We start from the raw sequence: 26,266 nt of genomic DNA on the forward strand, positions 1-26,266 counted from the left end.
CAGCACGCTATCTCACCGCTCAACGCCGATACACGCCGTTCTCGTCGAGTCGCGACGCCACGTCCAGCAGCATCCCGGCTTCCTGCGTCTTCTCCGGGTGGTCGCTGTCGAAGCGACGCCCGTCGGGACGCTCGTACATCGGCCGTCCGCCCGCGATCGCCGAGACCAGCCTGCGCTGTCCGGCCAGCGTGCGCTCCTGGGCCAGCGCGGTGTAATCCGCCCGCTGCTCCGCGGTGAGCGTCGCCAGGAACGCCTGCGGGTGCACCAGCGCGATCAGACCCGACACGTGACCGAACCCGAGGCTGGTGATCAGACCCGCCTTCAGCGGATACTTCTCGCCCAGCCGCAGGGTCTCGCGCGGCCACACGAAGTGTGCGGACGTCGCGAGATCCTCGTCGACGCAGTCCAGGCTGCGGTTGGGCGGGATGACGCCGTCGCGCAGGATCTGGCACAGACCCATCGTCTGGAAGACCGCCGCGCCGCCCTTGGCGTGCCCGGTGAGGCTCTTCTGGCTGACGACGAACAGCGGCGCACCGTCCGAGCGGCCCAGCGAATCGGCCAGACGCTCGTGCAATTCCTGCTCGTTGGGATCGTTGGCCAGCGTCGAGGTGTCGTGCTTGGAGATCACCGCGATGTCATCGGCCCCGACGCCCAGCTTGTTCAGCGACCTGGCCAGCACCGACTCCCGGCCACCGCGGCCGGCACCCAGCGCGCCCAGCCCGGGGGCGGGAATCGAGGTGTGCACGCCGTCGGCGTAGGACTGCGCGTAGGCGACGACCGCCAGCACCGGCAGACCCATCCGGAGCGCGAGGTCGCCGCGCGCCAGCAGGATCGTGCCGCCGCCCTGTGCCTCGACGAAGCCCAGGCGACGTCGGTCGTTGGCGCGGGAGAACCGCGCATCGCTGATTCCCTTGGCGCGCATGACCTCGGTGTCGGCGGTGGCGGCCATGTCGCCGAAGCCGATGACGGCCTCCAGCGTCAGGTCGTCGTATCCGCCGGTGACGACGAGTTCGGCCTTGCCCAGCCGGATCTTGTCGACACCCTCCTCCAGCGACACCGCCGCGGTGGCGCACGCGCCGACCGGGTGGATCATCGATCCGTAACTACCCACATAGCTCTGGATCACGTGTGCGGCAACCACATTCGGCAGGGTCTCCTGCAGGATGTCGTTAGGCTTGTTCTTGTCGAGCAGGTTGCCGTGGAACATCGTCTGCATCGAGGTGAGCCCACCCATGCCGGTGCCCTGCGTGCTGGCGACCAGGCTGGGGTGTACCCAGCGCATCAGTTCCGTCGGCGAGAAGCCCGCCGACAGGAACGCGTCCACCGTCGCGACGAGATTCCACAACGCCACGCGGTCGATGGAATTCGCCATGTCCGGTGTGACACCCCAGACCTGCGGGTCGAACCCGGTCGGGATCTGCGCACCGACAGTGCGGGACAGCTTCGCCTTACGGGGCACGCGGATCTCGGTGCCCGCCTTGCGGGTGACCGTCCAGTCCGAACTGTCCGGCACGGGGCTGATGACCGTGTGCTCCGGATCGAACTGCACGAACGCCCGCGCGTCGGCCTCCGAGGACACCACGAACGAGAAGTCCTTGTCCAGGAACACCGAAACCAGCAGCGGCGCAGAGTGATCCGGATCGATGGCGGCGTCGCCGACGAACTCCCGGATGCCGACCCGTTCGACGACCACATCGTGGTAGCGCTCGACGAGGTCCGCCTCGTCGACGAGATCACCCGATTCGGTGTCGTACCAACCGGGTTGAGGATCGTCCTCCCACTTGATCAGACCGGTGGTCCACGCCAGCTCCAGAACGCCGGCGGCCGACAGCTCGTTGTCGACCTCCATCTCGAAGCGCGTGCGCGACGAACCGTACGGACCGAGTTCCGCACCACCGACGATGACCACCAGGTCGGATGGGTCGACGTCGAGGTCGGCCCAGTCCGGCACCGGGGCGGGCGCCGGCGGACGCGGCGGGGACGGCAGCGCGGCGATCGTGTGATCGGCGGCCTCGTCCTCGACGGTCTCGTCCTCGTCGGCGACCGCGGCGTTCTCCCGGGCCTTGGCGGCCAGCGCCGACAGGTCCAGTTCCACCTCGGCCAGCCCACCGGTCAGATCGGCCAGCACCGGCTCGCGGGCGGCGGCGACCTTGTGCTCGACATCGCAGAGATCCAGCAGCATCGCCGCCATCTGCTCGGTCGAGTACGTGGTGACCCCGGCCTCCTCGACCGCATCGACGATCACATCGTTGTGGCCCATCAGACCGGTGCCGCGGGTCCAGCCGATCAGCGCGTGCGCCAGGCTGACGCGCTGCGCCCAGGACGTCTCCGCCTTCCAGCGCGAGACGACCGCGTCGAGCGCGGACTTCGACTCGCCGTAGGCGCCGTCACCGCCGAACATGCCGCGGTTCGGCGAACCGGGCAGCACCACGTGCAGCCGTGCGGCGATGTCGCGGTCGGCGCCGATGTGCGACAGCCCCGCGATGAGCCGCTGCACGGCCCACAGCAGAACCTTCATCTCCATCTCGGCGCGCGCTCCGGCCTCGGACAGGTCGCCGCCCACCCGCGGTGCCGCGAACGGGAACAGCAGCGTCGGGGTCAGCGCGTCCTTGATGTGGATCGATTTGGGTCCGAGGCTCTCGCTCTGCTCGGTGCCGATCCAGTCCACCAACGCGTCGATGTCGTTGTAGGAGGCCATGTTCGCCGGCAACACCCACAGCTTCGCGCCGAAGCGCGCGTTGTCGCGGTAGAGCTGGCGGTAGAAGCCGAGTCGCGAGTCGTCGAGCCGGGACGTGGTGGCCACGACGGTCGCGCCGCCGTCGAGCAGCTGCGCCACGACCGATGCCGCGATCGAGCCCTTCGACGCGCCGGTGACCACCGCGACCTCATCGCTGTAGCGGCCCTTGCCCGGGTTCTCCGCACCGGCGGCGGCCCGTGCGTAGAGCGAGGCGTGCACGTTGCGGCCCACGGCCAGGGCCTTGCCCTGCCAGTAGGTCGCCTGGGTGCCGACGACGTGGCCGGCTCCCTCGAAGCGCGACGACAGGCGGGCCCAGTCGGCGTCGATGTCGTCTTCGTCCATCAGCCAGATCTTGACCAGGTCCTCGCGGGCGCTGGCCCACCGGTCGTCGAGCACGACGGCCTTGCGGCTGTCGAAGACCGGAGCCACCAAACGCGGCCAGTCCGAACCCAATTCGGCGGTCACCAGGTCGATCAGCTCCGCATCGGCCGTCGACTCCGAGGCGGACGCCACCTGGCTGTGGCCCAGCTGATCGAGGATCAGCCGTGCCGCCGAGGCGAGCACACCGTTGCGTCCGGTGACCTGCTCGGCGAACTCGCCGAGTGCTGCCGAGTCGACGACCCCACCGCCGCCACCACCGGCGGCAGAGGGCAGCGACACCGGCACGCCGCGCCGTGCGCCGACCGCGGCCACTGCCGCGTCGATCGCCTTGTCCACCGCGGCGGCATCGGCCAGCGCTCCGTCGTGCAGGCCGCCCAGCGCTCCCCCACGGACACTCGTGCCCTCGCGCGTACCGAGCGCCACCTCGACGGTGACGTGCTTGCCCCAGCCGTCGCCGAGCTCCCAGGTCTTCTTGACCCGCTCGACGATGTAGGCCGGTCGCTTGCCCGACGGACCGAGCACCGTGCGCAACTGGTCGTTGATCGCGTCCGAGAGCACCGGACCGAACGGCTTGTACGTGCGGGCCAGCTTGGTGACCTGACCCTTCAGGCCGGCCAGATCGGCTTCCGCCGCGCCGTCGATCGCGCCCAGGTTCAGCTCCGAACCGAGGTCGACCAGCATCTGGTTACGCCGGGAGGACGCACCGTCGGTGATCGACTCGATGGAGTCCAGTGCCTCGATCTGGTCGATGCGGATCTTCGCCGACAGCGCGATGAGCGCCATGGTCGCGTCGGCCGCGTCGAAGGTCAGATCCTCCGGGCGGGGTCCGCCCGACGGCGCCGCTGCCGGCGCGGGAGCGGCGGGCGCCGCCTCCGCCGGTGCCGCTTCGGCAGGCGCCGCCGCGGCCGGAGCCTCGGGCGCCGCATCCTCGAAGTCGGGTTCGGGATCGGTGTCGGTCGCGAACAGCACCGCGGCGTCCCGCTCGGCGTTGAGCACCTCGGTGGTGTTGTGCGAATACTCCGGCAGTTTCAGCGTGTTGGTGGCCAGACCCGCGACCGTCGGCGCATTCTTCACGCCGATCTCGACGAACCGCTCGACGCCGAGACCGCCGGCGGCCTCCTCGATGAACAGCAGGTCCTGGGTCTCGATCCAGCGCACCGGGCTGGCGAACTGCCAGGCCAGCAGCTCGATGACGATCTTGCGCATCAGCTCACGCGGACGCTCGTTGCGCCACGTGTCGTAGTCGGCGAGCACCTCGTCGAGGGGCTCGGCGGGCACCAGATCGCGGATCTCCTCGATGAAGTCGCGGTCCAGGGTGAAGGGCCGCGGCACCAGGTTCGGGATGTAGCGGCCGATCAGCAGCTCCGGATCGGCGTCGGTGGGCATGACCCGCTCGAGGGCGCGCCGGAAGTCGGCGACGCCGACCCGCAGCACGCTCGAGTGGAACGGCACGTCGATGCCGGGCACCAGGATGAAAGACCGCTTGCCGCCGGAGATCTCGCGGCGTCGCTCGACCTCTTCCTCCAGAGCCTCCAGTCCGGCGACCGTACCGGCGATTGCATACTGCGCACCGCGCAGGTTGAAGTTCACGATCTCAAGAAACTCTCCGGTGCGCTCGGAGACCTCGGCGACGAACGCCGTGACGTCGTCGTCGTCGAGATCGATCTGCGACGGCCGGATGGCGGCCAGGCGGTAGTTCGACCGGCCCTGCGCGTCGCGCGGGACGATGTCGTGCATCTTCGACCCGCGGTGGAACACGACCTCCAGCAGGGCTTCGAGCGGGTACACGCCGGAAACGCAGGCCAGCGCGGTGTATTCACCGACCGAGTGCCCGCAGGCGATGGCTCCCTCGACGAACGCACCCTGCTCGCGCATCTCGGCCACCTGGGCCGCCGCGACGGTCGCCATCGCGACCTGGGTGAACTGCGTCAGATAGAGCACGCCCTCGGGATGGTGATAGTGCACACCGGAGGCGATCAGACTGGTCGGGTTGTCGCGCACCACGTGCAGCACCGAGAAGCCCAGGGTCTCGCGGGTGAACTTGTCGGCGGTGTCCCAGACCTTGCGGGCGGCCTTCGAGCGGGCCCGCACGTCCATCCCCATGCCCTTGGACTGAATGCCCTGACCGGGGAACGCATACACCGTCTTGGGGGCAGCCAGCTGCGCGGTCGCGGCCATCACGAGTTCTCCGCCCACCTTGGCAGCGACCTCGACGATCTCGGCGCCGCGGTCGATGCCGACCCGGTCGACCCGGAACTCGATCTCGTCGCCGGGCAGCACCATCCCGAGGAAGCGGGAGGTCCAGCCCACGAGGCGCGCGGGCGGGGTGGCCCGGCCGTCGGTCGCGGTGACCGCGTGCTGGGCGGCCGCGGACAGCCACATCCCGTGCACGATGGGCGTTTTCAGCCCTGCCAGCAGTGCGGCGGCACGGTCGGTGTGGATCGGGTTGTGGTCACCGGAGACGACGGCGAAGGCGCTCATGTCCACCGGCGCGGTGACGACGACGTCGCGACGCCGACGGCGCGGCGTATCGGTCGCGTTGTCGGTGATCGCACCGCCGGCGCGCGGCGGATCGGTGAGTTCGACGGCGCCGGTGCGGCCCCTGATCGCGAAGCGCTCGGAGAGGGTGGCCAGGACCGTCCCCTCGGAGTCGGCGATCGTCACCTCGACCGGCACGACACGGCCGACCTCGGTGTCGGTGGCCGCCGAAGCCGTTGCGGCGACGGTCAATTCGGCCGTGCCGGACGGCAATGCCGCCAACAGGTGCGCGGCATGGTCGAGATGCACGAGGCTCAGCAGGCCCTCGACGACCGGGAAACCGTCGTCGGTGACCGCCGACCCGATCGCGGAGAACACCGCGGGCCAGCACAGCCCGACCAGCGCGTCGGGCACCAGGGTCAGACCCGGCGCGAGCGGCGCGCCGAAGGTCGCGGTGACGCCGGTGTGGTCGGCCACCTTCTGCGGGTCCCATTCGACGGTCACCATCGCGGTGTTGTTCTCCACGGCCGGAAGCGAATCCGGCCCGTCGACGCCGGCGGCGATCGCCAGCACCGAACGCATCGCCTTCGACGCGTCCTCGACCGTGACGATCGGAGCACCGCCGTCGACCGTCGCGGCCGGCAGGGTGAAGCGGATGTCGATCCAGATGTCGGACAGCGGCACGCTCAGCGTGATGCTTCCGTCGCCCGCCAGCTCAAGACGGGCACCGGTGTTGGGGTGCGTCGCGCTCGGCTTGCCCGGTACGTCGTTGACCTGCCACTCGGACGGAGCGCCGATGCGGTGCACCGGGTTGATCGCGGTGCGACCGGCCCACAGCACGTCGGGCGAGTCGAGCACCACGGCCAGCGGACCGCTGACGTCGGCGCGGGCCTGACGTCGTGAGACCACCGGGGTCGGCTCGGCGCCGGCGGCCAGCACCCGGTCGACGATCTCCTGCTCGAAGCGATCGAGGAGCTCACCGACCGGCTCGTCCACGCGGGTGATGCCCGCGACGGCCTGGGTTCCGGGGATGATGCACACCTGGTCGGCGGTGTAGCGCGCGTCGTGGGCCTGCCACAGGGAGTCACTGCGCCACCAGCGCCGGACGTCCTTGTCGATGACCGGCACGAAATTCACCGGCTTGCCGGGCTTCTTGCACAGCGTGACGAAGAACGGCACATCCGCGGGGTGCAGCTTCACGGTCTCGGCGTCGGGATAGCGGGTCAGCAGCGCGTCGATGGCGACGTCGGGAGTCTCCAGCAGCGCCTTGCCGTCGGCGGCCAGCAGCGATTCGATCGGTCCCGAGTCCTTCTCGTTGAGGCGTGCCTCGGCGCGGGTGAGCATCTCCTCGAAGCGGTCGCGCCAGGTGTCGGCCAGCCACGGGCTGCCGGGTGCCGCGGTGTCGGCGGTGCTGTCGCCGTCGCCGATCGCCAGTTCGACGTAGCGCTGCAGCCACTGCAGGTACGTCATGTCGGCGACGTCGCCGAAGTACGGCTTGGCGGTGTCGGCCATCGCGGCGATGATCTCGTCGCGGCGCTCCGCCACGGCGTCGGCGTCGCCGGCGACCTCGTCGAGCAGGCGGCCGCACCGGGACGCGGTGTTGTCGATCTCGTGGATGTCGGCGCCGAGCTGGCTGCGACCGCTGGCCATGCCGCTGATCGCCTTGCCCGCGCCGACCCAGGTGTCGGTGCCGGTGGTCTCGACGAGCATCTGCTTCACCGCCGGCGAGGTGGTGGCCTCCAGTGTCGCCATCGCGGCGGTGCCGACCAGGATGCCGTCGACGGGCATGGCCGGGAAGCCGTACGCCTGGGCCCACTCGCCGGACAGGTAGTCCGCGGCGCGTTCCGGGGTGCCGATGCCGCCACCGACGCAGATCGTGATGTTGGAGTACTTGCGCAGCTCGCCGTAGGTGCTAATCAGCAGGTCGTCGAGGTCCTCCCACGAGTGGTGTCCGCCGGCGCGGCCGCCCTCGACGTGGACGATGACGTCACGGTCGGGCACCTCGACCGCGATCTTGATGACCGACTTGATCTGGTCGACGGTGCCGGGCTTGAAGACGATGTTGCTGATGCCGACGGTGTGCAGTTCCTCGATCAGCTCGACGGCCTCTTCGAGGTCCGGGATTCCGGCGGTGACGACGACGCCGTCGATCGGGGCACCGGACTGGCGGGCCTTCTGGACCAGGCGCTTGCCGCCGATCTGCAGCTTCCACAGGTAGGGGTCGAGGAACAGGGAGTTGAACTGGATGGCGCGGCCGGGCTCCAGCAGTTCGGTGAGCTCTTCGATGCGGGCGTCGAAGATCTCTTCGGTGACCTGGCCGCCGCCGGCGAGTTCCGCCCAGTGGCCGGCGTTTGCTGCGGCCGCGACGATCTTCGCGTCGACCGTCGTCGGGGTCATCCCGGCGAGCAGGATCGGCGAGCGCCCCGTCAGGCGGGTGAACTTGGTGGACGCCTTGACCGAGCCGTCGGGCAGCGCGACCGGCTTCGGCGCGTAGCTCGCCCATGCGGGCGCGACCGCGGGTGCCGCGCCGACGGTGAACAGGCTGCGCTGTCCCGCGCGGGTGGCGGCGGGCACGATCCCGATGCCCAGGCCCCGGATGACCGGCGCGGTCAGCCGCGTCACGGTGTCGCTGGGCCCCAGGTCGACGATCCACTTGGCCCCGGTGGCCGCCAGGCCTTCGACCTCGGCGACCCAGTCGACGGGATTGACGAAGATCGTCTCGGCCAGTGTCCGGGTGAGCTCGCGGTCCAGACCGGTGCGGGACGCCCACTCGTTGACGAGGTCGACGCCGCCGGCCAGGCGCGGGGTGTGGAATCCGACCTCGACGCTGAGCTGGTTGAACACCGGGCGGAAGATCGCGCCGCCGCGGGTCTTGTTCTTGCGCTCGGCTTCTTCCTTCTCGGTGATCTTCTCGCAGTAGAGCTCGAAGCGGGCGAGCTGCTCGGGGGTGCCGGTGATGACGACCGACCGCCGGCCGTTACGGATCGACAGCGCCGGGGGCAGCACCGTCCGCACGTCCTGCGCGAACTCTTCGAGGAGCTCGGCGATACGGGCGGGGTCGACGTTGAGCACCGACACCATCGGCGCCTTGTCGCCGCGGCTGACCATGCCGCAGCGGCGGGAGACCAGGGAGCCTGCCGCGCCGATCAGCTGACCGATGGCCAGCAGTTCGACATCGCGCGCTCCGCCGGCCTTCAGCGACTCGACCGCGGTGACGCCCTGGGAGTGCCCGGCGACCGCGACGGGCGGATGCGCGTCGAGGTCGAGGCCCTGACGCTTGAGTGCGCGCTGCGCGGCCATCTGGGTCAGCAGGATGCCGGGACCGGAGATCGCCGCGGTGGTGAGGTCCTTGGTCGACGGCAGCGGCTCTTCGGCGGCGAGCGCGCGGATCCACCGCATCGGCTCGAAGCCGATGGGCCGGACCACGACCAGTTCGCGGGCCAGCGGCTCCAGCAGCAGTTCGGCCTCGGCGACCAGCTGGCTGATCTCCGACTCGATGCCCGCCGAGTTGACGAGCTCTTCGAGGTTCTCCAGCCAGGGGCCGCCCTGGCCGCCGAAGGCGACGGCGTAGGGCTCACCGGAGTGGAACCGATCGACGAGTGCGTGCGTTCCGGTCAGCGGCTCGAAGTCCTTGTCGGGACTGCCGTTGGAGTCGGTGGTCGCACGGTGCTGGTCGTTGATCGTCACGTCTTTTGTTCTCCTCGGTGTTTCGCGCTACATCGCTCGTGGCGGAGGCTGGTCGTCGGCTCGGCGCGGGCACCTGCCTGTGCGCCCGCGGGGGCTCTGCGATTCGGCGTCGAATCCGGCTGGTCTCGCCCACGAGCCCCAAGGTCGCAATCCCTGCAGAGCTGCGTGCGGACATTTCAGCCGTACTAAGAGTGTCATAAGAGACGGCCCTGGTTTTGCCCCGAAAATGGTTACTGGCGAGTTCTACGCGTGGGTAACAGTGCCTTGCATAACGTGCGGTTCCGGGCGGCCGAGAGGCATCCGGGACAAACGTCCTGCATGAGGGTGGTTACGGTTGAGTAGGATAGAAGCGCAGTTCAAAGCAGTATTGTTATCAAATCGTTATCTGGCAAAAGCGGTTCGCAAATGTCGGCGGCCCTTCGTCGATACACCCGACAAGATCGCCGAAAGTGTCCTGTGTGTGTTTCGCTCCCCGGACATGAGTTTGCTGCGAATACCTACTCGGGAGTAGGTACGACCGCACGGTCACGCACCGCGTCGAGGCTGCCACGCTCCGTCGAGAAGAATGCCCGCGGTGTATCCGGATGCGGACGCGACCATGTGGCGGCGCGTCGCCTTGGCGAACTGGACGGCCATCACCCTGTCGCCCAGCGCCCGGTAATCCTCGATCACCTGCCGCAGAACGTCCGAATCCTCAGGACGCGGAAGCCGGTCGACACCGACGCGTGCGTGGTAGACCTCGGTGAGGTTGGTGACGAACGCTTCGGCCAGGGCATCGACGGATTCCTGGGCGCCCTCGACGAACCGCACCAGCGCGCGGATGTACAACGCGGGATCCGGCGCACGGTCGAGAATCTCGGCCGCGGTGTCGTCGACCATCATCAGCCGTCCGTCGACGACCTCGGCCATACCGTAACGGACCAGCTCGCGGCCTTCTTCGCTGTGCGGATCGATGTGGACGGGGCCGCCGTGGCGCTCTGACTCCTCGGCGTCGCGGCCCAGCACGGCGCGCTGCAGACCCAGGATGTCTGCCAGATCCGCGCCCTGGCGGATGCTCTCGAAGAACTCCGCGATGTGCGCCGAGTTGTACCCCTTCCGCAGCAGCTCGCTGATCGTGTTCAGCTGCGAGAGGTGGTAGTCGTCGTAGAGCGCGGCGCGGCCGACCCGGCGCGGTGCGTCCAGCAGCCCACGTTCCCGATAGGCGCGGATGTTGCGCGCGCTGACCCCCGACGCGCGGGCGAGGTCTTCGAGTCGGTACTCAGCCATCGGCTCGCACGTCCGCCCGACGGCGGGGACGGGACAGGCCGGCACCGCGAGAATTCATGACGACACTCTATCCGCTTCCGCGCCGGCTGAGCGAAGCATCCTCTCCCGGTTTGCCGACTTCGGCCGAGCCCGTGAATCGGTGGTCACACAGGGGAAACGCCACACCATCGGTCACGTTGTTCACAAGGTCGTGCAGTTTCAGCCAACACATGTCGCAATCTGACACTCCGCCCCCGCGGACTGTGACGAAATCGAGTGGCGCACGCCCAGGGTCGTGCGCCACCATGGGTGGGTTGATTTCAGCAGGACATTAAGACAAATACGGCCGATGGGAAGGTGCCTGCGCGTGCGTCCGTGGATCGTCTGGGCCACCGGGGTGCTGGCCTACATGGTCGCGGTGTTCGACCGCACCACGCTGGGCGTGTCCGGGCTGGCGGCGGCCGAGCGCTTCACGGCCGGCCCGACGCTGCTGTCGATGTTCGTCGTGCTCCAGGTCGTCGTCTACGCCGCGGCACAGGTTCCGGCCGGGTTGCTGCTCGACCGATACGGCTCGCGCGCACTCATCGTCAGCGGCGCCGCGTTGATGGCGTCGGGTCAGCTGGTTCTGGCATTCACCGACTCCCTGCCCGTCGCCGTGGCCGGCCGCGCCGTGGTCGGCCTCGGTGACGCGTTCACCTTCATCTCGGTGCTGCGCCTGGTCCCGCACTGGTTCGCACCGCGTCAGATCCCGGTGGTCACGCAGCTCACGGGCATCGTCGGCCAGCTCGGCCAGGTGCTGTCCGCGGTGCCGTTCCTCGCGCTGCTCTCGGCCCAGGGCTGGTCGGTCGCCTACGCATCCGCCGCAGCGGGAGGTGTCCTGCTGATCGTGGTCGTTCTGCTTCTCGTCAGAGACACCCCGCAGGGCTCCGCGGCCACACCGGAGACGATGTCGGTGCGGCAGACGCTGGCCAGCGTCAAGACCGTGTGGCTGCGCCCGGGCACCCGGCTGGGCTTCTTCACCCATATGGGCACCCAGTTCTCCATCACCGTGTTCGCGCTGATGTGGGGCCTTCCGTATCTGACCGTGGCGCAGGGCCTCTCCCCCGGCGTCGCCGGCGCCCTGCTGAGCCTGTCCGTGGTGACCGGAATCGGGTCCGGCGTGCTGATCGGCGTGGTGACCGGTCGCTATCCGCACCGCCGGTCGTGGATCGTCCTCGGGATCATCGCGAGCAACGCGCTGATGTGGACCATCGTGCTGGCGTTGTCCGGTCCGGCGCCGCTGTGGGTGCTGGTGGTGCTGGTGGCGGTGATCTCGGTCGGCGGACCGGGATCCATGGTCGGTTTCGACTTCGCCAGGACGTTCAACACCGGGGCCACGCTCGGCACTGCCCAGGGCATGGTGAACATGGGCGGATTCCTTGCGTCGCTGCTGTTGATGCAGGCGATGGGCATGGTGATGGACGCCTCGGGCGGCCTGACGTTCGAGTCCTTCCGAACGGCCTGGACGCTGCAGTACGCGGTGTGGACGCTCGCGGTTCTCGGCGTCCTGATCACGCGGCGCAAAGCGCGCAGACAGCTCGCCGAGGACGACAGGTTCCTGCTCGAGGACATCCAGACCTGAGGGGACGCGAACCCCGCGCTATGGTCGCCTCATGGACGCGGTCGGAGTGGTGCTCGCCGCGGGCCTGGGGACACGCGTCGGTGCCGACGGCAACAAGGCCTACCTGCCGCTGGCCGGGCGCAGCATGCTGGCCTGGTCGCTGGACACGCTGACCCGCCTGCCCGACGTGGCGCGCACCATCCTGGTGTTCCGACGCGGGGAATTCGCCCTGGCGCACGACACGGTGAGACAGGAACTCGGCGATCACGCAATCGAATTCGTCGAAGGCGGGGAAACCCGGCACGGCTCGGAAACCAACATGCTGCGCCATCTGGCCGACGACATCGACGCCGGCACCGTCGACGTGGTGGCGATCCACGACGCTGCCCGACCGTTGGCCGGACCCGAGATGTTCGGCCGGGCGATCGCACTGGCCCGCCAATACGGCGGTGCGTTGCCGGCACTGCCCACCCGAGATCTCGCCGAGATGCGCGACGACATCCTGCAACCGGTGGCCCGCCGCGGTGAGCTGGTCAGAGTCCAGACCCCGCAGGCGTTCCGCGCCCGGGACCTGCTGCACGCCTACCGATGCGCCGAACGCGACGGATTCGAGGGCACCGACACGTCGTCGTGCGTCGAGCGGTACACCGATGTGCAGGTGCGGATCTTCGACGGTCGCGCGACCAACCTGAAGGTCACCTACGCACGCGACGTGGCCGTGGCCCAACACCTTCTCAACGCGCCGGGTCAGAGTCCCCGCTCGTGAGGAGAGCGTCGAGATAGGCGGCATCGCAAGGCAATTCGATCCGCGAGATCGCGGTGTCCCCGTCGATCAGCACCGTCGCATCGCCGCCCGTCAGCACCGTCTCCAGCTCGTCGTCGTCGAAGTCGCTGGTGCCGAGCAGCTGTGCGAGCATCGCCGCGGAGAAGCCGCGCGGATACTGGACCGTCCGCAGCGGAGCGCGATCCACCGTCGCCGTGATCACCCCGCGACCGTCGACGGCCTTGATGCTGTCGGTGACCGCGCAGATCGGCAGCACCGCGTCCGCTCCGCAGTGGAGCGCGCCGAGAACCCCCTCCAGTGTCTGCTGCGAGAAGATCGGCCAACCGATGTCGTGCACCAGCACCGGCCCGTCGTGCAGTTCGGCGAGACCCGCCGCGAGGCACTCGCGACGCCTCCCGGGCGCCGCGGCGACGGTCAGACGCACCGCCGGGACGTCAGGCGCCGACAGGACGGCGGCGACGTCGTCGGACATCTCTTCGGCGACAGCCACCACGACGTCACCGACGGCGGCGAGACTTCTCACGATCCGTTCGAGGGACGACTGTCCCGCCACCGGCGCGAAGACCGTCTCGGGTTGCCGCGCCAAGTCGGTGGGAACGGGCAGCAGCGCCGTGATGGTCACGGGCGCGAGGGTACGTGAGGGATCACGCCCTACACCGGGTCGAACGACGCGATCAGCCAGTTGCCGTCGATCTTCTTCATACCGACCTTCACGCTGCTCGCGGCGAACGCTCCGTCCGGGTTCTCCTTGCTGGTCGTGGTCTGGTTGATGAAGACCAGCACCTCGGCCGAGTCGGCCGCGATCTGTGAGACGCCCGCACGCACGACCGAGGCCGCGGTCTTGACGGACTTCTCCTTCGCCGCAGGCGTCACGATCTGCTCGGTGAACTGCGTGTAATAGTCCAGGAAGTCACCGGTCAGCTTCGATTTCGCGTTGGCGAAGTCCTGGTCCAGCGATTCGGGCGAGTAGGACAGCAGCGCGATCGTGCCGGTCTTGGCCGCTTCGAGAGCGACCTGCGCGGCGGCGGGATCGGTTTCCTTGTCGGGCCGGTACTCGTTGTAGTACAACCATCCGGCCAGGCCCGCGGATCCGGCCAGCATCAGCACGGCGGCGACGATCGCGCCGATCAGCACGCGACCCGAGCGGCGCGACGTCGCCCGTGACGTCGCCGGAGCGGGTTCGGGCTCCGTTCCTGTCACGACCTCGTCTTCGGGCGTCGGGTCCTCCGCGACGACGGTGGCGTCGACGTCCTCATCGGGGGTCTGTTCTCTGTCGCTCACGGCACGAACTCGACTTTCGACATCTTGATCTGGCCGTCCTCGCGGACCAGGCTCACGCTCAACCGCCAGGTGCGGGGTTCCTGGTCGGCGCCCGCGGTGTTGGTCACGCGTGAGGACGCCGCGACGAGCACCTCGGCGCCGTCACCGGTCATCCTCTCCACCGCGGTGGAGTTGACCGTGACCTCGGTGACGACCTTCGAGTCCTGGGCCACCTTCACGAACTCGGCGGCCTGCGATTCGAAGTCGTCCTTGAACTGGCCGGTCGAGTTGTCGATGATGCGCTGGACGTCTTCCTCGGCCTTGTTGAAGTCCAGGGACATCAGCGTCACCACGCTCTGGCGGGCAGCCGCCGCATATTCGGCGTTCTGCTGGCGCAGGTTCTCCGCGTCGCGGTGTTCGAGGCGCATGTAGCCGCTGACGGCGAGCAGGGCGGCGGTGCCCAGGACGGCGATGACCAGTACGAGCGCGACACCCACCGACGCCCACCCCGGCCGCCGCAGGCGGCGTTTGCGCGTCGGGGACCCCGCCTCGCCGACGGCGGTCTCGTCGCCGTCGAGGTCGTCGTCGCGAACGTCGTCGAGGTCGAGCGGCTCGGCATCGTCGGCGTCGTCGGTGGCTTCCGCGTTTGAAGCGACCGCATCGGTGCGGGCGGTCTCGCCGTCGGAGTCCGCGGCGGCGGCCAGAGCCTCCTGACGCAGCTTTGCTGCGCGGGCACGCGCCCTGGCCGCGGCCGCCATCGCCTCGGCCTCGGCGGCCTCGGCTTCGGCCACGTCCGCGAGGGCCCGCGCCCGGTCGCCGGCGGGGACGCCCTCGGGGTCCACGGTCGATTCCTCGACGCGATCGGCCTCGATCACCGAGTCACGGCGCCTGAAAGACGGCACACCGACCTCCCTGTCATTGCCTGCATAAAGAAACGAGAACGCCATTCTTCTTTTTTGAGTATCGCGTTAACGATACCTCCGCTCCGCAAGTCCGGACAAAAAGCCCTGTCTGCGGAAATGCCGCCCACCCACGTGTGGGGGCTCAGCGCCCGACGGTGTTCAACCGGTCCTTCATCACTTTGCCGGTCGCGTTCAACGGCAACTCGTCGAGGAACTCTACATACCGCGGCACCTTGAATCCCGCCATTCGCTCGCGACACCACGCGATCAGGGCGTCTGCGTCGAGACTCCCGGCCGAACCGTCCGCCGGCGCTGCGACGACGAACGCCTTGCCGACCTGCCCCATGCGCTCGTCGGGCACCCCGACGACGGCGGCCTGGGCCACCGCGGGATGCTCCAGCAGGAATCCCTCGATCTCGGCGGGGTAGGCGTTGAAGCCCCCGACAATGAACATGTCCTTCTTGCGCCCGACGATGCGCAGCCGCCCGGCCTCATCGAGCGTGCCGAGGTCCCCGGTGTGAAGCCATCCGTCCGGGTCGATCGCCTCCGCGGTCGCGTCGGGATCGTCGAGGTACCCCTGCATCACCGTGTAGCCGCGGATCAGCACCTCGCCGTCCTCGGCGATGCGCAGCTCGACACCGTCGCAGGCCACCCCCGCCGTCGTCGCGATGTCATCGAACGAGTCGCCGGGCCGCGACAGGGTGGCGGTCCCGGCCTCGGTCAGGCCGTAACCGGTCGCCAGCGTCTGGAACGGAAGCTCCTCGTGCACCCGCCGGATCAACTCCACGGGGATGTCCGCGGCGCCGGTGACACCCGCGCGCAGGGTCGCCAGCCTGCTCTTGTCCTTGACGGCGAGCAGCGAGTGATACAGCGTCGGCGGTCCCGGGAGCATCGTGATGCGCTCTGCCGCAATCAGTTCCACCACCCGGTCGACGTCGAACACCGGCACCGGGAACATCGTCGCGCCGCGGATGAACGACGCGATGAGCCCGGCCTTGTAACCGAAGGTGTGGAAGTACGGGTTGACCATCAGATAGCGGTCACCCTCGCGCAGATCGGCGAGGTCGCACCACTCCTCGTACAGGCGCAGGTTCTGCTGGTGGTTCATCATCACGCCCTTGGGGCGACCGGTGGTCCCGGAGGTGAAGATGATGTCGGAGACGTCGGTTCCCTGCACAGGCCGACTGAACGGCGTACCGCTGGCGAGGAAGTCGGACTTGAGGTCGATCACCGGCACACCCTGCGGCGCGCGGTAGTCGACGCCGAGGAACCCCTGGTGCACCAGAACGGCTTTCGCCCCGCTGCGGCTGATGATGTCGGCCGCCTCGTCGGCTTTGAAGCGGGTGTTGACCGGGACGAGGACCCCGCCGGCGGTCAGCAGGCCGAACGCGGCGACGATCCACTCGACGCTGTTGGGCGCCCAGATCGCGGCACGATCCCCCTTGCCGATGCCGAGATCGGCGAATGCGCCTGCCGCACAACGGATCCGTTCGACGACATCATCGAAGGACAAGCGCAGCGAACCGTCGACGACCGCTTCCGCGTCGCCGAACCGGTCCGCTGCGCTGGCGACCATCTCGGGGATGGTCGACCATCGTGGCTCGTACGTCACGTCGTGACGAGACGTCCCAGGTTGCCGCCCATGATCTTGGCCTGGTCCTCGACGGCGAGATGCTCGAGCGCGGTGACGTAGTGCGTCGGCTCGGCAAGACCCTCGGGGTGCGGCCAGTCGGAACCGTAGAGCACCTGGTCCACACCGATCAGGTTGATCAGGTCGTCGATACCCTCTTCGTAGAACGGGCTGACGTAGATCCGGTTCTTGATCTCTTCCATCGGGTTGCCCAGGAAGGCCTCAGGCGCCTTCTTGTACACCTCGGCCATCGAATCGAGCAGCGGGAACATCCACTTCGAACCGGCCTCGACGATGCCGACCTTGAGCTTCGGGAAACGGAACAGCGCGCCGTGAATCACCCAGGACGCCACGGCATCCTGAATCGGGCGCCACTCGTTGAGGATCGACATCGCATTGGTCTGGAACGGCAGCATCTCCTGCGCCGCACCGTCCCACTCGGAGGTGTAGCGCGAGTAGCCGCTGTCGCTGGAGTGCATGCCGACGAAGATGTCGTGGTGCACGACGCGCTCCCAGAACGGGTCGAACTCGGGAAGCGCGAACGAACGCGGGCCGCGGAAGCCGGGGACCGGCGCCGGACGGATCAGGATGGCGCGGGCGCCTCGCTTGACCGCCCACTCCAGTTCCTCGATCGCCTTTTCGACGATGGGCAGCGTGATCACCGGGGTGGTGAAGATGCGGCCCTGGTAGTTGAAGCCCCACACCTCGTGCAGCCACTCGTTGAGCGCGTGGATGATCACGTGGATCGCGACCGGGTCGTCGGACAGCCGCTCCTCGATCAGGCTGGCCAGCGTCGGGAACATCAGCGAGCGCTGAATGCCCAGCTCGTCCATGACCTTGATCCGGGGCTCCGGCTCGAAGAACGCCGGGATGGCCTTCATCGGCTCGCCGAAGAGCTCACGCTTGCTCTTGCCGTCGGGGTTGCCGAACTTGAAGTACTCCTCCCACGCACCCGGCTTGGCGACCACCGAGAACGTCGGGTTGGGAATGTAGTTACTGATCTGGCCCTTGAGCGCGATCTTGGTACGTCCGTTGATCTCGACGTACTGAACGATGTCCTTGTACTCCTTGGGCAGGTACTTGGTCATCGCCTCTGGGGGCTCATAGAGGTGGTTGTCCGCATCGAACAGCGGGAACGGGATCTCAACCCGGTGCGACAGTTGTCCCATGAAAGACTCCTTTTCCTATCGAGAGAATCGTATTCTCATTTTTGACTGGCCGCAACGACCCCGTGCATGCCGGCAGCGACCTGTTGCCGGATCACGTACTTCTGGACCTTCCCGCTGGCCGTGCGCGGGAAGTCCTGTCCTTCGGGCACCCGATGAAGCTCCTCGGGCCATTTCTGCGTCGCGGCACCCGCGGCCCGGAAGTGGGCACGGACGTCGTCGAGGCTGGGCATCACATGTCCGTCCCGGATGCGCAGCACAGCGGCGGTGTGCTCGCCCAAACGCTCGTCGGGTGCCGCGACCACGACCGCTTCGGCCACCGCCGGCATGCCCAGCAGAATTTCCTCGACCTCGAGTGCGCTGATGTTCTCACCGCCGCGGATGATCACGTCCGCCTTGCGGTCGGTGATCGTCAGGTAGCCGTCCTCGTCGAGCACGCCGATGTCTCCGGTGTGGTACCACCCGTCCTCGTCGAACGCCTGCGCGGTGAGGTCGTCGTCGACGTAGCCCAGACACAGATCCGGGCCGCGGCTGAAGATCTCGCCGTCGGGCCCGAGCTTGATCTCCACACCGGGACGCGCGTCGCCGTCGGTGAAGAGACGCTTGTCCTCCGGGGCGCTCGGTCGCGAACCCGTGATCGACGGATGCTCGGTGCTGCCGTAGGAGCGGAACACGAACATCCCGAGATCGGAGAGCCGACGCGTGACCGCGGCCGGCACGGTCGAGCCGCCGAGGCCGACGGTCTTGAACCGGCGGACATGCTCCGGCCTGCACTGCGGGTGATCGAGCAGGCTGGTCACGAAGTAGGGCGGGCCGCCGCCGATGGACAGCCCTTCGGTCTCCATCAGCTGCAGCACCCGCCCCGGATCCCACACGTCGCACAGGTCGATGGGCGAGCCTTCGAGGACCGGTATCAGGAACGCGCCGAGCATCCCGATGAAGTGGCCCACCGGGGTCGCGGTCAGCTGGCGGCCGCGGTCGGGCGGATAGTTCTCCAGCAGCTGACGTGTCTCGAAGCTCAACGTCTGGTGGCTGTGGATGACGCCCTTCGGGTCACGGGTGGTTCCCGAGGTGAACGCGATCAGCGCCGGACCCGCGGGGTCGGCCGCGACCGTCCCCGCCATCGGTTCGGCGGCGAGCAGATCCTCGAAGGGCTCCCAACCCCCGTCCGCGCCGGAGTCGGGACCGTCGCCCACGAGCGCGACGATCGGAACGCCGGCGCACACGTCCGGGTGGAACTGCAGCCTGCCGAACTGCGCGGTCGTGACGAACACCCGGGGCTTCGCCGTGGTCAGGATGTGGGCGAGTTCTTTGCGTCCGTAGAAGTGGACGACCGGCACGACGACCGCGCCGAGAAACGCCGAGGCCCAGAAGGTGACGGCGGCCTCCCGCCAGTTCGGCAGCTGCAGCGCCACGACGTCGCCGGCCGCCACACCCCGCTCCCTCAGACCGGCCGCGAGCCGGCGGGCGTCGCGCTCGACCTCGGCGAAGGTGCCCGCGTACGGACGGACGGCGGAATGCACGTGGAACCCGGCATCGGGGGCGCTGTCCAGACCACGGGCCAGAAGCTCACCGAGCGTCTCCGGTGTCCAGTAGCCCTCCTGCTCATAGCGCCTGACCAATTCCTCAGGAATCCTTCGCATGGCGAGAGGCCACCCCTTAACGTCCGCGCAGCGTCGTCCGTCGAGGCAGTCGACGGACAGGGGTGATGTTATTCTCCGCCTGCGAGAATGCCAATACCGTAGAGGGAGAATGCCCGATGGTCGACCTCGAGATCGACGATGGTCTGGCGGTCATCACCATCGACCGCCCGCATGCCCGCAACGCGATATCGCTGGAGACGATGGACCAGCTCGACAAGGCGCTCGACGGTGCGCACGGGGCACGCGCGCTGGCCCTGACCGGCGCCGGTGACAAGGCGTTCGTCTCCGGCGGCGACCTCAAGGAGCTCAGCGCGCTGCGCACCGTGGAGCAGGCCGCGTCGATGTCGTTCCGGATGCGCTCGATCTGCGACCGCATCGCCGGATTCCCTGCTCCTGTCGTGGCGGCGCTCAACGGGCACGCCCTCGGCGGCGGCGCGGAGTTCGCGGTGGCCGCCGACATCCGACTGGCGGCCGACGACATCAAGATCGGATTCAACCAGGTGGCGCTGGAGATCATGCCGGCCTGGGGCGGCGCGGAACGACTGGTGGAGTTGGTGGGCTACAGCCGCGCCCTGTTGCTTGCAGGCACCGGACGGATCCTGGCGGCGACCGACGCCGAGCGCCTCGGGCTGATCGATCAGGTGATCCCGCGGGCGAGTTTCGACGAGCAGTGGCGCCTGATCGCCCGCCTCCTGGCCTCCGTGCCCGCCGGCGAGGTCAAACGCGTGATGCGCGGCGTGCCGACCACCGAGGCGGTCGCGGCGTTCGCGCGGCTGTGGGTATCGGACGAACACTGGGCGGCCGCCGACAAGGTGATGAAGAAGGGTAAGTGACGCCCGAGAGACGCTTCAGGCGCTCAGCTCGCGAATCGCGTCGGCCCCGTCCCAGTTCGCCGCCGCATCGCGGACGAAGGTGGCCATGCCCTGCGTGGTGTCCGTGAGTTCCATGATCTCGATGATCGCGGCGGGACCGCCCGGCGGCTCGACGTAGGCGAACCTCGTTCCCAGATCCTCGCCCCCCGACCACACCACGGGCCAACCGGCCTCCGCGACAGCCCGCATGGCCTGGTCGAAATCGGCGCTCCAGTAGGCGAACTGGTGGAATCCGGGGCCGTGTGCGGTGAGGAACTCGGTGAAGATGCTCGGGGTGTCGTCGTCCTGGTGGATGAGTTCGACCTGAAGGTCGCCACTGTTGGCGAGCGCCAGCGACAGCGTGATCTCGCACGGGTGTCCCCGATAGGTCACGCGTTGTGGAATGCCCCTGATGACGAACCAGGGCCCGACGCCGAGCGCCACCCACTCCTCGAGCGCACTGTCCAGATCGGTGACGACGTAGCCGATCTGGCGAATGGGGCCGGGGAGGGTCACGCGGGCACGGTAACAGGGACCGCGACGCGAACGGCGCCGTTCAGCGGTGTTGTTCTCTCTGGACGAGAACGCCATTTCCGATTATGGTCAACCCCGTGTCGAGCACGCAGCGGGCGTTGGCGCCCGAGATATCCACCTGGCCGGACGACAATCCGCAGCTCATCGGCAGCTCGTGCGGTAGCTGCGGTGCCACCACCTTCCCGGTGCAGCAGCGCTGCCCGAAGTGCAGTGGCGGCGAGATGTCCGACGTCCTGCTCCCCCGCCGCGGAACGCTGGTCGCCTGGACGACCCAGGGCTTCCCGCCCGGCGCCCCGTACATGGGCCCGACCGGCAAGGACTTCGTCCCGTTCGGCGTCGGCCTCGTACAGCTCGATGATGTGATCCGCGTCGAGGGGCGCCTCACCGAGAACGACCCGGCGAAGCTGCAATTCGGCCAGCAGGTCGAGCTGACGATGATCCCGTTCACCTCCGATGAGGACGGCAACGAGGTCGTCACCTTCGCATTCCAACCCGTCGACAACTGAGGACCCGACCATGACGAGCTCAGCCAACGACGTCGCGATCATCGGCGTCGGCCTGCATCCGTTCGGCCGGTTCGACAAGACCGCGATGGAGATGGGCGCCGAGGCCATCCAGTCCGCGCTCACCGACGCCGGCGTCGACTGGAAGGACATCCAGTTCGGTTTCGGCGGGAGCTACGAGGTGTCCAACCCCGATGCCGTCACCCGCCTCGTCGGCCTGACGGGTATCACGTTCACCAACGTGTTCAACGCCTGCGCCACCGCGGCGTCGGCGATCCAGCAGACCGCCGACACCATCCGTCTCGGCAAGTACGACATCGGTATCGCGATCGGTCTGGACAAGCACCCGCGCGGTGCGTTCACCGACGACCCCGCCAAACTGGCTCTGCCGCAGTGGTATGCCAACAACGGGCAGTTCGTGACCACCAAGTTCTTCGGGATGAAGGCCAACCACTACATCCACAAGCACAACATCTCCGAGGAGACGCTGGCGCGCGTGGCCAACAAGAATTTCCGCAACGGGGTGATCAACCCGAACGCGTTCCGCCGCAAGGAGATCAGCGTCGAGGAGATCATGGCCTCGCCCGTGCTGAACTATCCGTTGCGCCAGTACATGTTCTGCGCCCCCGACGAAGGCGCGGCCGCGGTCATCATGTGCCGTGCCGACATCGCCCACAAGTACACCGACAAGCCGGTCTATGTGCGCGCCAGCGAGATCCGGACCCGGACGTACGGGGCCTACGAGGTGCACGCCACCTCGGCCCCGCTGGACGAGGATCCGTCGCCGACGGTGTTCGCGGCGAAGGCGGCGTATGAAGCGGCCGGCATCGGCCCCGAGGACGTCGACATCGCACAGTTGCAGGACACCGACGCCGGCGCCGAGGTCATCCACATGGCCGAGACGGGGCTGTGCGCCGACGGCGAGCAGGAGAAGCTTCTGGCCGACGGCGCGACCGAGATCCACGGCAGCATTCCGGTCAACACCGACGGCGGCCTGATCGCCAACGGCGAGCCCATCGGCGCATCCGGCCTGCGGCAGGTGCACGAGCTCGTGCGGCAGTTGCGCGGCGAAGCCGGGGAACGCCAGGTTCCGGGGACACCGCGGGTCGGGCTGGCCCAGGTCTACGGCGCCCCGGGGACCGCGTCTGCGACGATCCTGTCGCTGTAGCGGTCAGCGCGCCCGCACCGGCCGAATCACGGCTGCGCGGGCGCCATCTCGTGCCCCTCGGCCAGTTCCGGCGACGGTTCGCCTTCGAAGCGACGGATCCACTGCTCGCAGAATGCGAACGTCTCGGCGTGGCCGGTGTCCATGCCCAGCGCGCGTTCCATCACGAGGGCCTGCGAGACGCTGGTCGCGAACACCGTCCACACCACCGGCGGGACGTCGTCGGAGATCATCCCGTAGCGCTGCAGCGCATCGGAGATCGCACGGTTCTGCTCCTGCCGGAACCGTTCGGCGTAGTAGACGATCTCCGCGCGCAACGCCTTGCGGTGGTTGGCCAGTCCCATGAACTCCATCGTCAGCCTGGTGGCCTCGGGGGCCGTACTGAACCTCCACAGGGCCCACAGCGGCTGCGCGGACCGCAGGGCGGTGGACAGGACCGCGAGGCCCTCCTCGGCCCTGCGGTGGAACACGGCGAGGAAGAGGTCCTCCATGGTGCGGAAGTAATAATGGACCAGTTGCGGTTTGAGTCCCGCGCGGTCTGCCACCCGACGGGACGTGACCGCCGCGTAGCCCTCCTCGATGAGGAGCTGTTCGGCGGCGTCGAGCAGCACGACGCGATTCTTCGCATCAGGCGCTCCGATCCGCCGCGACGCTGCCATGCTGACTCCGTTCGTGAGTGGGCCCGTGTGCGAGCACGACGCTCCGGTGACTCGCGGTGTCACCCGAGATCCTTGACCCTAACTCTTACACCATGCTAAGCAGGTGCTCAGCATTTTCATTCTGTTGTCGGTGCGACACCGACCTCACAACCCGCAGCCCGGGAGGCCATGGACATGACGGACACGAGCGACTTCGACACGATCGACTACTTCACCGATCCGTCCCTGGTGCCCGATCCGCATCCGTACTTCGACCACCTGCGCAGCAAGTGTCCGGTCGTCAAGGAGCCCCACTACGGCGTGCTGGCGGTGACCGGCTACGAGGAGGCCGCGACGGTTCTCAAGGACAGCGACACGTTCTCGTCCTGCATCGCCGTCGCCGGCCCGTTCCCGCCGCTGCCGTTCACCCCCGAAGGTGACGACATCACCGACCAGATCACCGCGCACCGGCCGCAGATGCCGATGTTCGAGCACATGGTCACCATGGATCCGCCGGACCACACCAATGCCCGCTCCCTGCTGAACCGGCTGCTGACGCCGAGCCGGCTGAAGGAGAACGAGGACTTCATGTGGCGTCTGGCCGACGAGGTCCTCGACGACATCATCGGCGCGGAGCCGGCGGGCCGCTGCGAGTTCCTCACCGCGTACGCAAAGCCGTTCTCGCTGTTGGTGATCGCCGACATGCTCGGTGTCCCCGAGGCCGACCACGAGGAGTTCCGCACCGTGCTCGGCGCACCGCGCCCGGGTGCCAACGTGGGCTCGCTCGATCACAGCGACCTCGTGGGCGCCAATCCGCTGGAGTGGCTCGACGAGAAGTTCATCGGCTACCTGGAGGACCGTCGCAAGGAGCCGCGCGACGACGTGTTGACCGCGCTGGCCACGGCCAAGTACCCCGACGGTTCGACGCCGCCGGTCATCGAGGTGGTCCGTTCGGCGACGTTCCTGTTCGCGGCCGGACAGGAGACCACCACCAAGCTTCTGTCGGCGTCGATGCGGGTCCTGGGCGATCACCCGGAGATCCAGGAGCGGTTGCGCCGCGACCGCACCCGCATCCCGATCTTCGTCGAGGAGGCGCTGCGGATGGACGCGCCGGTGAAGAGCCAGTTCCGCCTTGCCAAGAAGAACACCAAGGTCGGCGACATGGATGTGCCCGCCGGCACGACGATGATGGTCTGCCCCGGAGCCGTCAACCGCGATCCGGGCCGCTTCGAGAACCCGCACGAGTTCGACCTGGACCGCAAGAACGTCCGTGAGCACATCGCGTTCGGCCGCGGCGTGCACTCCTGCCCCGGAGGCCCGCTGGCACGCGTCGAGGGCCGGGTGTCGATCGAACGCATCCTCGACCGGATGGGCGACATCGCCATCGACGAAGAGCTGCACGGCCCTCCCGGGGACCGCCGCTACAACTACGAGCCGACGTTCATCCTGCGTGGGCTGACCGACATCAACATCACCTTCACCCCGATTCGATAGTCGGCGAAGCGATTTGCGCACGGTGACCGCGACGGCGTTCTAAACTCCGAAAATGGTGTTCTGCAAAACGCTTCCGCTTCTGGCTGCCCCGGTGGCGGGTCTGCTCACGGCGAGCGCCGTGATGGCCGGCGGTACCGCCGCGGCACAGCCGCAGATGCATCACGTCAAGTACACGGTCGGCGCCAGCCAGGACGTCGTGAACGCGGAGATCTACTACCGCGAGAAGGATCCGCCGAACTGGGCCGAGTACAGCCACAACCCGTATCTGTACACCCCGAACCAGGAAGCGACACTGGGCCCCAACAAGCCCTGGGTGTTCGAGACGTGGCTGGCAGACCCCAATCAGTGGTCGATGGTCGTCGTGGGCCTGCCCACCGAGACGACACCACCGCTCGCCGAGCCGGGATTCGTGTGCGAACTGCGCGTCGACGACGTCGTCGTCGCCACCGATTCGGGCCTGCGGGGCGCGCTCTGCTCGCAGCGCCCCTGGTAGTCCGCTACTGGTAGTCCGCTACTGCGGAGGCGGATTCCCGCCGCCCACCGAGGCGTCGCCGCGCTCCCAGTAGGAACGGTTGTCCTTCGCAATACAGGTCAGGAACAGACCGTCCGGCGCTTGCGCGACCTCACCGTCGAGTGCCGGGCACAGGTCACCGACGTTCTTGACGCCGTGCATCTCCGGTGAACGGAACCATCGCGGTTCGTAGCGCCGCGGTGAGCCACAGAACACCAGGCGACCCCAGTCGGTCACGCCGAACGCGTAGTACGTGGTGTTCGCGCAGTACGAACCCAGGACGACGTTGGGCTGGATTCCGGGTGTGCAGTTGGGATAGTTGCACTCCCCTCCGGGCGGCGGCGGTGGCGGGAGTGCCGCTGCCGGCGCAGCCGTGATCAGAGCCGGAGCCGCCAGAGCAGCAGCAAGCGCCACGACGAGGGATCGCATTGGCACATTTTCCCATGCGGCGGAACGAAATTCTCGCTTTTGAAGAGCACAACTCCAGGCGACGATAGGCTGGACCCCATGGGTGCAACACGGGTGATCGGCGGCATCGCGGCGACAGCAGTCACCGCCCTCGCGAGTGTGGGCATCGCACCGGTGGCCCAGGCCCAGGACTGGGGTGTCGACATCAGCGGCACCTGGAGCGTGTACTCCGACGGCGCCTGGGCCAGGACCAACGAGGTGAAGATCAAGGAGAAATCGGTCCTGGAGACCTGGACGGTGTCGACCACCTGCGTCAGTCCCATCGAGTGCAGCGGTGTGGTCAAGAGCAGCCTGGGCTGGGAAGGCACGGCACGGCTGGACGACTTCTGGTTCATCGAGCACGTCGTCCCGAACTGGATGCCCTGCCCGAACGGCACTTTCGCGACCGGCTACCAGAAGTTCATCCTGTGGGGCATGGACACCGTCAAGGAGCGACGGATCACGAAGTTCATCAAGACCTTCGCCGGACGCAACGTCACCAAGAGCGACAGCGGCGCCTGTGGCGTCAACAAGTCGAAGGTGATCGAACTGCCGGTCCGGATGGACAAGCTCTCCTAATCGGTTCGGGCCCAATCAGTTCGGGCCCTCA

The 26,266-nt window shown here is 68.1% G+C and carries 19 protein-coding genes; 8 read left to right on the plus strand and 11 right to left on the minus strand.

All coding sequences use genetic code 11. The features are described from left to right. Positions 1-19 precede the first annotated feature (19 nt). Together DYE23_RS19305 and DYE23_RS19310 are read right to left on the minus strand one after the other, a co-directional pair. The gene (locus DYE23_RS19305; RefSeq protein WP_115327912.1) at positions 20-9,283 is read right to left on the minus strand and encodes a type I polyketide synthase; all 9,264 of its coding nucleotides are present in this window, start codon (positions 9,281-9,283) and stop codon (positions 20-22) included. Between the two features lie 525 nt (positions 9,284-9,808). Beyond that, a complete protein-coding gene (locus tag DYE23_RS19310) occupies positions 9,809-10,549 on the minus strand; it encodes a MerR family transcriptional regulator (RefSeq protein WP_013471302.1) in 741 nt (246 codons plus the stop codon). Between the two features lie 346 nt (positions 10,550-10,895). On the opposite strand from DYE23_RS19310, the gene DYE23_RS19315 reads away from it, so the two are divergent. Together DYE23_RS19315 and DYE23_RS19320 are read left to right on the plus strand one after the other, a co-directional pair. Next, positions 10,896-12,149 carry an MFS transporter gene (locus tag DYE23_RS19315; RefSeq protein ID WP_115329036.1) on the plus strand — a complete coding sequence of 418 codons (1,254 nt, stop codon included), beginning with the start codon at positions 10,896-10,898 and terminating at the stop codon, positions 12,147-12,149. 31 nt (positions 12,150-12,180) lie between these two features. Continuing rightward, positions 12,181-12,894: an IspD/TarI family cytidylyltransferase gene (locus DYE23_RS19320; RefSeq protein ID WP_115327913.1), complete on the plus strand. Its 714-nt coding sequence runs from the start codon at positions 12,181-12,183 to the stop codon at positions 12,892-12,894. On the opposite strand, the gene DYE23_RS19325 is transcribed toward DYE23_RS19320, so the two are convergent. The 6 genes from DYE23_RS19325 to DYE23_RS19350 all read right to left on the minus strand — a co-directional run bounded on the left by DYE23_RS19325 (position 12,863) and on the right by DYE23_RS19350 (position 19,513). Then, complete coding sequence (locus DYE23_RS19325) at positions 12,863-13,534, minus strand: 2-C-methyl-D-erythritol 4-phosphate cytidylyltransferase (protein WP_115327914.1); 672 nt, start codon at positions 13,532-13,534, stop codon at positions 12,863-12,865. The genes DYE23_RS19320 and DYE23_RS19325 overlap by 32 nt on opposite strands. Before the next feature lie 29 nt (positions 13,535-13,563). After that, the gene (locus tag DYE23_RS19330; RefSeq protein ID WP_115327915.1) at positions 13,564-14,193 is read right to left on the minus strand and encodes an Rv1363c family protein; all 630 of its coding nucleotides are present in this window, start codon (positions 14,191-14,193) and stop codon (positions 13,564-13,566) included. Then, positions 14,190-15,074 carry an Rv1363c family protein gene (locus tag DYE23_RS19335; protein WP_041788495.1) on the minus strand — a complete coding sequence of 295 codons (885 nt, stop codon included), beginning with the start codon at positions 15,072-15,074 and terminating at the stop codon, positions 14,190-14,192. Before DYE23_RS19335 ends, DYE23_RS19330 begins: the two co-directional genes overlap by 4 nt. Positions 15,075-15,216: 142 nt before the next feature. Further along, entirely contained in the window at positions 15,217-16,650 is a 1,434-nt protein-coding gene (locus DYE23_RS19340; RefSeq protein WP_216701258.1) for a FadD3 family acyl-CoA ligase, read from the minus strand. A gap of 32 nt (positions 16,651-16,682) precedes the next feature. Next, on the minus strand, positions 16,683-17,873 hold the full coding sequence (locus DYE23_RS19345; RefSeq protein ID WP_011893404.1) for an amidohydrolase family protein: 1,191 nt from the start codon (positions 17,871-17,873) through the stop codon (positions 16,683-16,685). Between the two features lie 35 nt (positions 17,874-17,908). Then, entirely contained in the window at positions 17,909-19,513 is a 1,605-nt protein-coding gene (locus DYE23_RS19350; protein WP_115327916.1) for an AMP-binding protein, read from the minus strand. A 116-nt stretch (positions 19,514-19,629) separates the two neighbouring features. On the opposite strand from DYE23_RS19350, the gene DYE23_RS19355 reads away from it, so the two are divergent. Next, the gene (locus tag DYE23_RS19355; RefSeq protein WP_013471294.1) at positions 19,630-20,346 is read left to right on the plus strand and encodes an enoyl-CoA hydratase/isomerase family protein; all 717 of its coding nucleotides are present in this window, start codon (positions 19,630-19,632) and stop codon (positions 20,344-20,346) included. 15 nt (positions 20,347-20,361) lie between these two features. Here the strand turns inward: DYE23_RS19355 and DYE23_RS19360 are convergent, their stop codons facing one another. Further along, positions 20,362-20,880, minus strand: coding sequence for a VOC family protein (locus DYE23_RS19360; RefSeq protein WP_013471293.1), 519 nt, complete (start codon positions 20,878-20,880; stop codon positions 20,362-20,364). An 83-nt stretch (positions 20,881-20,963) separates the two neighbouring features. Between DYE23_RS19360 and DYE23_RS19365 the strand changes: the two genes are divergently transcribed. Together DYE23_RS19365 and DYE23_RS19370 are read left to right on the plus strand one after the other, a co-directional pair. Then, a complete protein-coding gene (locus tag DYE23_RS19365) occupies positions 20,964-21,404 on the plus strand; it encodes a Zn-ribbon domain-containing OB-fold protein (RefSeq protein ID WP_013471292.1) in 441 nt (146 codons plus the stop codon). Between the two features lie 10 nt (positions 21,405-21,414). After that, positions 21,415-22,569, plus strand: coding sequence for a thiolase family protein (locus DYE23_RS19370; protein WP_115327917.1), 1,155 nt, complete (start codon positions 21,415-21,417; stop codon positions 22,567-22,569). Positions 22,570-22,595: 26 nt separating this feature from the next. On the opposite strand, the gene DYE23_RS19375 is transcribed toward DYE23_RS19370, so the two are convergent. After that, the gene (locus DYE23_RS19375; RefSeq protein ID WP_013471290.1) at positions 22,596-23,225 is read right to left on the minus strand and encodes a TetR/AcrR family transcriptional regulator; all 630 of its coding nucleotides are present in this window, start codon (positions 23,223-23,225) and stop codon (positions 22,596-22,598) included. Between the two features lie 174 nt (positions 23,226-23,399). Between DYE23_RS19375 and DYE23_RS19380 the strand changes: the two genes are divergently transcribed. Beyond that, positions 23,400-24,698, plus strand: coding sequence for a cytochrome P450 (locus DYE23_RS19380; RefSeq protein WP_172527815.1), 1,299 nt, complete (start codon positions 23,400-23,402; stop codon positions 24,696-24,698). Between the two features lie 52 nt (positions 24,699-24,750). After that, positions 24,751-25,191 (plus strand): Rv2576c family protein, encoded by a 441-nt coding sequence (locus DYE23_RS19385; RefSeq protein ID WP_011893396.1) that lies wholly within the window; start codon positions 24,751-24,753, stop codon positions 25,189-25,191. Positions 25,192-25,209: 18 nt separating this feature from the next. Here the strand turns inward: DYE23_RS19385 and DYE23_RS19390 are convergent, their stop codons facing one another. Beyond that, on the minus strand, positions 25,210-25,638 hold the full coding sequence (locus DYE23_RS19390; RefSeq protein ID WP_011893395.1) for a hypothetical protein: 429 nt from the start codon (positions 25,636-25,638) through the stop codon (positions 25,210-25,212). A gap of 78 nt (positions 25,639-25,716) precedes the next feature. On the opposite strand from DYE23_RS19390, the gene DYE23_RS19395 reads away from it, so the two are divergent. Continuing rightward, entirely contained in the window at positions 25,717-26,235 is a 519-nt protein-coding gene (locus tag DYE23_RS19395; protein WP_115327919.1) for an Rv2253/PknI dimerization domain-containing protein, read from the plus strand. The last annotated feature ends 31 nt before the right edge of the window (positions 26,236-26,266 follow it).

The sequence above is a fragment of the Mycolicibacterium gilvum genome (assembly GCF_900454025.1).
Lineage (GTDB): Bacteria > Actinomycetota > Actinomycetes > Mycobacteriales > Mycobacteriaceae > Mycobacterium > Mycobacterium gilvum.

Excerpts from the sequence above, each read along its gene's own strand:
- DYE23_RS19310 (WP_013471302.1), bottom strand. The coding sequence starts at position 10,549 with ATGGCTGAGTACCGACTCGAAGACCTCGCCCGCGCGTCGGGGGTCAGC.
- DYE23_RS19320 (WP_115327913.1), top strand. The coding sequence starts at position 12,181 with ATGGACGCGGTCGGAGTGGTGCTCGCCGCGGGCCTGGGGACACGCGTC.
- DYE23_RS19340 (WP_216701258.1), bottom strand. The coding sequence starts at position 16,650 with ATGGTCGCCAGCGCAGCGGACCGGTTCGGCGACGCGGAAGCGGTCGTC.
- DYE23_RS19345 (WP_011893404.1), bottom strand. The coding sequence starts at position 17,873 with ATGGGACAACTGTCGCACCGGGTTGAGATCCCGTTCCCGCTGTTCGAT.
- DYE23_RS19350 (WP_115327916.1), bottom strand. The coding sequence starts at position 19,513 with ATGCGAAGGATTCCTGAGGAATTGGTCAGGCGCTATGAGCAGGAGGGC.
- DYE23_RS19355 (WP_013471294.1), top strand. The coding sequence starts at position 19,630 with ATGGTCGACCTCGAGATCGACGATGGTCTGGCGGTCATCACCATCGAC.
- DYE23_RS19365 (WP_013471292.1), top strand. The coding sequence starts at position 20,964 with ATGGTCAACCCCGTGTCGAGCACGCAGCGGGCGTTGGCGCCCGAGATA.
- DYE23_RS19370 (WP_115327917.1), top strand. The coding sequence starts at position 21,415 with ATGACGAGCTCAGCCAACGACGTCGCGATCATCGGCGTCGGCCTGCAT.
- DYE23_RS19375 (WP_013471290.1), bottom strand. The coding sequence starts at position 23,225 with ATGGCAGCGTCGCGGCGGATCGGAGCGCCTGATGCGAAGAATCGCGTC.
- DYE23_RS19380 (WP_172527815.1), top strand. The coding sequence starts at position 23,400 with ATGACGGACACGAGCGACTTCGACACGATCGACTACTTCACCGATCCG.
- DYE23_RS19385 (WP_011893396.1), top strand. The coding sequence starts at position 24,751 with ATGGTGTTCTGCAAAACGCTTCCGCTTCTGGCTGCCCCGGTGGCGGGT.
- DYE23_RS19390 (WP_011893395.1), bottom strand. The coding sequence starts at position 25,638 with ATGCGATCCCTCGTCGTGGCGCTTGCTGCTGCTCTGGCGGCTCCGGCT.
- DYE23_RS19395 (WP_115327919.1), top strand. The coding sequence starts at position 25,717 with ATGGGTGCAACACGGGTGATCGGCGGCATCGCGGCGACAGCAGTCACC.